Source organism: Mesorhizobium sp. M7A.F.Ca.CA.004.04.2.1, assembly GCF_004022825.1.
Lineage (GTDB): Bacteria > Pseudomonadota > Alphaproteobacteria > Rhizobiales > Rhizobiaceae > Mesorhizobium.
This window is the reverse complement of record NZ_RZPH01001083.1, coordinates 1-1948: the sequence shown is the minus strand read 5'-3', so window position 1 is coordinate 1948 and position 1948 is coordinate 1. Positions and strand designations below refer to the sequence as shown.

Sequence of the window (1948 nt, the reverse complement as noted above, 5' to 3'; positions counted from 1 at the left end):
GCTCGCGCACGACCTCCAGTTGCTGCAGCCGTTCGAACAGCCGTCGCGATGCAAAGCGCGACAGATTGTCCGTCGTCAGCGATCCGGACACGGCGTCTTCACTGAGCAGCAGAAAGATTACGTCGCCGGCGCCTTTGGCGCGCAGTTTCGGCGCCACCGCCAGGAGTTTTTCGGCCCGGCGCGACAGCTCGGCGGCCAACCGACAAGCGTCCGCGGCGGCCGCGACGAGCGCGATGCAAACCGCCCGCTCAAAATTCTTGTCCCCGGGCCGGATGCGCCGGCCACCGCCGGCCTCGGTGCGGAAAGATGGTCCAAAACCCTGCGCCATTAGGAGCGGCAGGGGCTGCGGCCAGCCCAGGCGTTGCGCCAGTACCAGGTCGGCGAGCCACCAGCCAAAGAGTTCGGCATCGGGACGCATGGCGACGACCTCAGCGGCGATCGCCGCGGCGTCGAATGGCGCCGACCGCTGGGATACCCCGAGTTTTTCGATCTGCGTGCAAAGGTCGGCGAGCGCGGCGCCGTCCCAATGGAGGCCAAGCTGGTCGAGTATCTTCCCGAGCCGGCCGGGCGTAGCGGCGGGCGGCTGCCTGGCCAACTGCCGCCAGGCGCCAAAGACGGCGCCTGCGGGACCGGGGTCAGCACGTAGGGGACGCAAATGCCAGGCATCGCGCAAGGCGGCCGCATCCTCGGCGCGGCCGGCGAGCCGCATGCTGGAGGCGGCGCAGCGAACCGCCAGCCGCTGCCGCCAAGCGCCGGCCCAGGCTGCCTGCGCGCGGGCGAGCGTGTCGAGGGCACCCAGGGCGGCGCCGGCCCGGAAGGCGGCGTCGCCGTCACTCGGCGCGCCGGCGCTTGTGATCGCCCACGCGGGAACGGAGGGCGGCGCAGAGGAGCTGGCGGTCGCGGGATCGAGGCGAATCATAATTTGGAGAGTAAAGTGCCGGTGCGCTTTTCGCCATGATTTTCGTGCCAAAACGCACAGCCTGTCGGATCAGCACAACGACTGATAGTGTTGCATTATCAATCTCTTCACGAGTTCGTCCCTGCTAAGCCATTTGGCCAACAAGTAAGTCTCGACAGGGCACCTTTTTGCGCAGCCGGACGAAACTCCGTTCGGAAATGTGCCGGCTCGCGGCGTAGGAGCCTGCTCAGGTTCAGATGTCATGAAGGCATCTAACGCCCGATCTGCCGCGCAACTTCGGTCCCATATTCATTGCCGACGGGGTATCTGAGGGCGACGTTTTTTGCGGGTTTTTCCTGGTCGGCTTTGGAGGTGATGCTGGCGCCGATTGTCACAGGCTACTTCACTATCTGTTCCTTGACCGATGAGATCTTTTGCGCTGCGGCGCTCCCGTCTTTGCTGTGGGTCACCTTCTGACCCAAGCCCCAACGTACACACGCGGGAGTGTCCTACAAGCCATCGGTTTCGACAGATCGGATGGATTGGGCAGGCGAGCCCAAAAGCTGCGAGCTTAGAGCGGTTATAAATCGTAGTTGTAGCTGTGTAACAAACTGTGTAACAAAAAGCGCGAAAAGACTAGTATTTTCAGTATCATAGAGGTGAAAGGGAATCCCTCCCTCTCCGCCATCAATTTCCCGTAACAGACTGATTCGCAACGATTTTTCTGGATAGCGGCTCTCTTTTGGTACATTCTTGGTACAAAGAGGCTTCCGCACAAGCCCCCATGGATCGACGGCATAAGAACCTCGATCTTATCGTCTCAGCCGCCGCCACGATGGAGGAGGAGATAGAGAACATGTTCGGCTGCCTCCACCGCTTCGAGGAGAAACCAAGAAGCAGGTGAACGAAGTCTGCCGTGGTGATGCCACGATGAAGATCAAGATTGATGCTGCGGCAAAGATTTAAGAGCCCCGCTTTGACAATCGTGACCGGCTTCCTTCGCCCTTCAATTCACTCCGCGTCAGGATTGTCGACAAGGCAGCCTGCACC

At 61.5% G+C, this 1948-nt stretch carries 1 protein-coding gene; it reads right to left on the bottom strand.

The features are described from left to right. Positions 1-919, bottom strand: a 919-nt coding sequence (locus tag EN893_RS31505) for a DUF1403 family protein (RefSeq protein WP_128362078.1), incomplete at its 3' end; no start/stop codon positions are given. Positions 920-1948 lie beyond the last annotated feature (1029 nt).